Source organism: Stenotrophomonas pictorum JCM 9942 (genome assembly GCF_001310775.1).
GTDB lineage: Bacteria > Pseudomonadota > Gammaproteobacteria > Xanthomonadales > Xanthomonadaceae > Stenotrophomonas > Stenotrophomonas pictorum.
In genome coordinates this window covers 1-5,491 of record NZ_BAZI01000187.1, presented here as the reverse complement: position 1 = coordinate 5,491, position 5,491 = coordinate 1, and the positions used below count along the sequence as shown (strand labels likewise).

Sequence of the window (5,491 nt, the reverse complement as noted above, 5' to 3'; positions counted from 1 at the left end):
AGTAAAGACCCTGGCGATGACCTACTCTCGCAAGGCTTAAGCCTCACTACCATCGGCGCAGCTACGTTTCACTTCCGAGTTCGGGATGGGATCGGGTGGTTCCATAGCGCTAATTTCACCAGGGAGACAGTTGGAGCGTCGCCGGCTTTTCATTCGAGCAACCGGGAGTGATCCCTTGGTTACTTGAGTAAAAAGCGCATAAAGGCGCTCAGTCTCACGTTTGGTCTTGTGACGTAGCGTGCACTTGGATCTATCGACATGTCATGTCGGCCAAGGCAACTTGAGGTTATATGGTCAAGCCACACGGATCATTAGTATCAGTTAGCTCAATACATTGCTGTACTTACACACCTGACCTATCAACCACATAGTCTATATGGTTCCTTTAGGGGGCTTGTGCCCCGGGAAGTCTCATCTTGAGGCACGCTTCCCGCTTAGATGCTTTCAGCGGTTATCGTTTCCGAACATAGCTACCCGGCAATGCCACTGGCGTGACAACCGGAACACCAGGGGTTCGTCCACTCCGGTCCTCTCGTACTAGGAGCAGCCCCTCTCAAACTTCCAACGCCCATGGCAGATAGGGACCGAACTGTCTCACGACGTTCTGAACCCAGCTCGCGTACCACTTTAAATGGCGAACAGCCATACCCTTGGGACCGACTACAGCCCCAGGATGTGATGAGCCGACATCGAGGTGCCAAACACCGCCGTCGATATGAACTCTTGGGCGGTATCAGCCTGTTATCCCCGGAGTACCTTTTATCCGTTGAGCGATGGCCCTTCCATACAGAACCACCGGATCACTAAGTCCTAGTTTCCTACCTGCTTGATCCGTCGATCTTGCAGTCAAGCACGCTTATGCCTTTGCACACAGTGCGCGATGTCCGACCGCGCTGAGCGTACCTTCGAGCTCCTCCGTTACTCTTTAGGAGGAGACCGCCCCAGTCAAACTACCCACCATACACGGTCCCCGATCCGGATTACGGACCTAGGTTAGAACGTCAAGCACGACAGGGTGGTATTTCAAGGATGGCTCCACTGCAGCTAGCGCCACAGTTTCATAGCCTCCCACCTATCCTACACAGACGAACTCAACGTTCAGTGTAAAGCTATAGTAAAGGTTCACGGGGTCTTTCCGTCTTGCCACGGGAACGCTGCATCTTCACAGCGATTTCAATTTCACTGAGTCTCGGGTGGAGACAGCGCCGCCATCGTTACGCCATTCGTGCAGGTCGGAACTTACCCGACAAGGAATTTCGCTACCTTAGGACCGTTATAGTTACGGCCGCCGTTTACTGGGGCTTCGATCAAGAGCTTCGCCTTGCGGCTGACCCCATCAATTAACCTTCCAGCACCGGGCAGGCGTCACACCCTATACGTCCACTTTCGTGTTTGCAGAGTGCTGTGTTTTTGATAAACAGTCGCAGCGGCCTGGTTACTTCGGCCATCGTCAGCTTTAGATCGCATGATCCACCGACAATGGCGCACCTTCTCCCGAAGTTACGGTGCCATGTTGCCTAGTTCCTTCACCCGAGTTCTCTCAAGCGCCTGAGAATTCTCATCCTACCCACCTGTGTCGGTTTACGGTACGGTCTGCGTAAGCTGAAGCTTAGGAGCTTTTCCTGGAAGCGTGGTATCAGTGACTTTGTCATAAAGACTCGTCTCGGTGCTCGGTCTTAAAGGATCCCGGATTTGCCAAAGATCCAAACCTACCGCCTTTCCCCAGGACAACCAACGCCTGGTACACCTAACCTTCTCCGTCCCTCCATCGCACTTACGCGAGGTGCAGGAATATTAACCTGCTTCCCATCGACTACGCATTTCTGCCTCGCCTTAGGGGCCGACTCACCCTGCGCCGATTAACGTTGCGCAAGGAAACCTTGGGCTTTCGGCGTGCGGGTTTTTCACCCGCATTATCGTTACTCATGTCAGCATTCGCACTTCCGATACCTCCAGCAAGCTTCTCAACTCACCTTCACAGGCTTACGGAACGCTCCTCTACCGCGCATAACAAAGTTATGCACCCCAAGCTTCGGTTCTGTGCTTAGCCCCGTTAAATCTTCCCCGCAGACCGACTCGACCAGTGAGCTATTACGCTTTCTTTAAAGGGTGGCTGCTTCTAAGCCAACCTCCTGGCTGTCTGTGCCTTTCCACATGGTTTTCCACTTAGCACAAAATTTGGGACCTTAGCTGTGGGTCTGGGTTGTTTCCCTTTTCACGACGGACGTTAGCACCCGCCGTGTGTCTCCCATACAGTCCGTCTCGGTATTCGGAGTTTGCAATGGTTTGGTAAGTCGCGATGACCCCCTAGCCATAACAGTGCTCTACCCCCGAGAGGATACATATGAGGCGCTACCTAAATAGCTTTCGAGGAGAACCAGCTATCTCCGGGTTCGATTAGCTTTTCACTCCTAATCACACCTCATCCCCTACCTTTGCAACGGGAGTGGGTTCGGGCCTCCAGTGCGTGTTACCGCACCTTCACCCTGGGCATGACTAGATCACCCGGTTTCGGGTCTACTGCCCGCGACTATGCGCCCTTATCAGACTCGGTTTCCCTTCGCCTCCCCTATACGGTTAAGCTTGCCACGAACAGTAAGTCGCTGACCCATTATACAAAAGGTACGCAGTCACTCTTTCGAGCTCCTACTGCTTGTACGCACACGGTTTCAGGATCTATTTCACTCCCCTCTCCGGGGTTCTTTTCGCCTTTCCCTCACGGTACTGGTTCACTATCGGTCGGTCAGTAGTATTTAGCCTTGGAGGATGGTCCCCCCATATTCAGACAGGGTTTCACGTGCCCCGCCCTACTCGTCTTCACTGGAATGGCCCTTTCAAATACAGGGCTATCACCTTCTATGGCCGGCTTTTCCAAACCGTTTTTCTAGAACCATACCAGCTTAAGGGCTGTTCCCCGTTCGCTCGTCGCTACTCAGGGAATCTCGGTTGATTTCTTTTCCTCTGGTTACTTAGATATTTCAGTTCACCAGGTTCGCTTTGCATGGCTATGTATTCACCATGCAATACCGCCGGAGCGGTGGGTTTCCCCATTCGGACATTGCGGGATCAATGCTTGTTGCCAGCTCCCCCACACTTTTCGCAGGCTGCCACGTCCTTCATCGCCTCTGACCGCCAAGGCATCCACCGTGTGCGCTTATTCGCTTGACCATATAACCGCAAGTTGCCTTGGGTTATACATATGACCCGGGGGTACAAAGCCCGGATACGAATATAACGACTCAATTAATAAGAAGACATTTAAGTCTTCCGCCTTAGCCTCACGACACGTCAAGATAGATAATCTCAAACGCTCGCTACGTCACAAGTTTTAAAAGAACAGATACCAGCCACAATGCTGATGTCTATAAATTCTTAGTATGCGTCATACATTCAGAGTGGTGGGTCTGGGAGGACTCGAACCACCGACCTCACCCTTATCAGGGGTGCGCTCTAACCACCTGAGCTACAGACCCAATGTTCTGTCATAGCTTCAGTATGGTGGAGCCTGTCGGGATCGAACCGACGACCCCCTGCTTGCAAAGCAGGTGCTCTCCCAGCTGAGCTAAGGCCCCGTAATGGGACTTTCCACGCCGGCCTGTGCCGATGCGGATCTCTGAATGCAGGTTTCTTGTGAGGACGCCTGACAGGCGATGCTGTCATGCTCAAAAGGAGGTGATCCAGCCGCACCTTCCGATACGGCTACCTTGTTACGACTTCACCCCAGTCATCGGCCACACCGTGGCAAGCGCCCTCCCGAAGGTTAAGCTACCTGCTTCTGGTGCAACAAACTCCCATGGTGTGACGGGCGGTGTGTACAAGGCCCGGGAACGTATTCACCGCAGCAATGCTGATCTGCGATTACTAGCGATTCCGACTTCATGGAGTCGAGTTGCAGACTCCAATCCGGACTGAGATAGGGTTTCTGGGATTGGCTTACCGTCGCCGGCTTGCAGCCTCTGTCCCTACCATTGTAGTACGTGTGTAGCCCTGGCCGTAAGGGCCATGATGACTTGACGTCATCCCCACCTTCCTCCGGTTTGTCACCGGCGGTCTCCTTAGAGTTCCCACCATTACGTGCTGGCAACTAAGGACAAGGGTTGCGCTCGTTGCGGGACTTAACCCAACATCTCACGACACGAGCTGACGACAGCCATGCAGCACCTGTGTTCGCGTTCCCGAAGGCACCAATCCATCTCTGGAAAGTTCGCGACATGTCAAGGCCAGGTAAGGTTCTTCGCGTTGCATCGAATTAAACCACATACTCCACCGCTTGTGCGGGCCCCCGTCAATTCCTTTGAGTTTCAGTCTTGCGACCGTACTCCCCAGGCGGCGAACTTAACGCGTTAGCTTCGATACTGCGTGCCAAATTGCACCCAACATCCAGTTCGCATCGTTTAGGGCGTGGACTACCAGGGTATCTAATCCTGTTTGCTCCCCACGCTTTCGTGCCTCAGTGTCAGTGTTGGCCCAGGCAGTCGCCTTCGCCACGGATGTTCCTCCTGATCTCTACGCATTTCACTGCTACACCAGGAATTCCACTACCCTCTGCCACACTCTAGTCGCCCAGTTTCCATCGCAATTCCCAGGTTGAGCCCAGGCTTTCACGACAGACTTAAACAACCACCTACGCACGCTTTACGCCCAGTAATTCCGAGTAACGCTTGCACCCTTCGTATTACCGCGGCTGCTGGCACGAAGTTAGCCGGTGCTTATTCTTTGGGTACCGTCAGAACAACCGGGTATTAACCGGCTGCTTTTCTTTCCCAACAAAAGGGCTTTACAACCCGAAGGCCTTCTTCACCCACGCGGTATGGCTGGATCAGGCTTGCGCCCATTGTCCAATATTCCCCACTGCTGCCTCCCGTAGGAGTCTGGACCGTGTCTCAGTTCCAGTGTGCTGATCATCCTCTCAGACCAGCTACCGATCGTCGCCTTGGTGGGCTCTTACCCCGCCAACTAGCTAATCGGACATCGGCTCATTTATCCGCGCCAGGCCCGAAGGTCCCCGGCTTTCCCCCGTAGGGCGTATGCGGTATTAGCGTAAGTTTCCCTACGTTATCCCCCACGAAAAAGTAGATTCCGATGTATTCCTCACCCGTCCGCCACTCGCCACCCGTAAGAGCAAGCTCTTACTGTGCTGCCGTTCGACTTGCATGTGTTAGGCCTACCGCCAGCGTTCACTCTGAGCCAGGATCAAACTCTTCACTTAAAATTACATGTCCGAAGACAAATTACTTTAGCTGCAGAAATTCAACCACTGGCAACGTTTCGCTTGCATTAAAACAATTGAATCATTGCTTGATTAAACGTCTGCAAGATGGACAGTCATCCACTCCTGCAGGCGCCCTCACAAGATACCTGCGCATACTTTCAAAGAACTTCGAATCAGGCCTCAGCGCCATCTTCGTAGGCTGCGACGTTTCCGTCGTAGCGAGCCGCCCATTATAGCCGGCTTTTCTGCCTCGTCAACACCTTTTTTCGAGGCGGTTGA

At 53.2% G+C, this 5,491-nt stretch carries 2 tRNA genes and 3 rRNA genes; all 5 read right to left on the bottom strand.

The features are described 5' to 3' along the window. Positions 1–8 precede the first annotated feature (8 nt). Positions 9–123, bottom strand: a 5S ribosomal RNA gene (gene rrf / locus JCM9942_RS10280). Positions 124–290: 167 nt separating this feature from the next. Continuing rightward, positions 291–3,168, bottom strand: a 23S ribosomal RNA gene (locus JCM9942_RS10275). A gap of 228 nt (positions 3,169–3,396) precedes the next feature. Next, positions 3,397–3,473 (bottom strand) — tRNA-Ile (locus tag JCM9942_RS10270). A gap of 23 nt (positions 3,474–3,496) precedes the next feature. After that, a tRNA-Ala gene (locus JCM9942_RS10265) sits at positions 3,497–3,572 on the bottom strand. 93 nt (positions 3,573–3,665) lie between these two features. After that, positions 3,666–5,209, bottom strand: a 16S ribosomal RNA gene (locus tag JCM9942_RS10260). Together the 16S, 23S and 5S rRNA genes with 2 tRNA genes alongside form the textbook arrangement of a ribosomal RNA operon. Positions 5,210–5,491 lie beyond the last annotated feature (282 nt).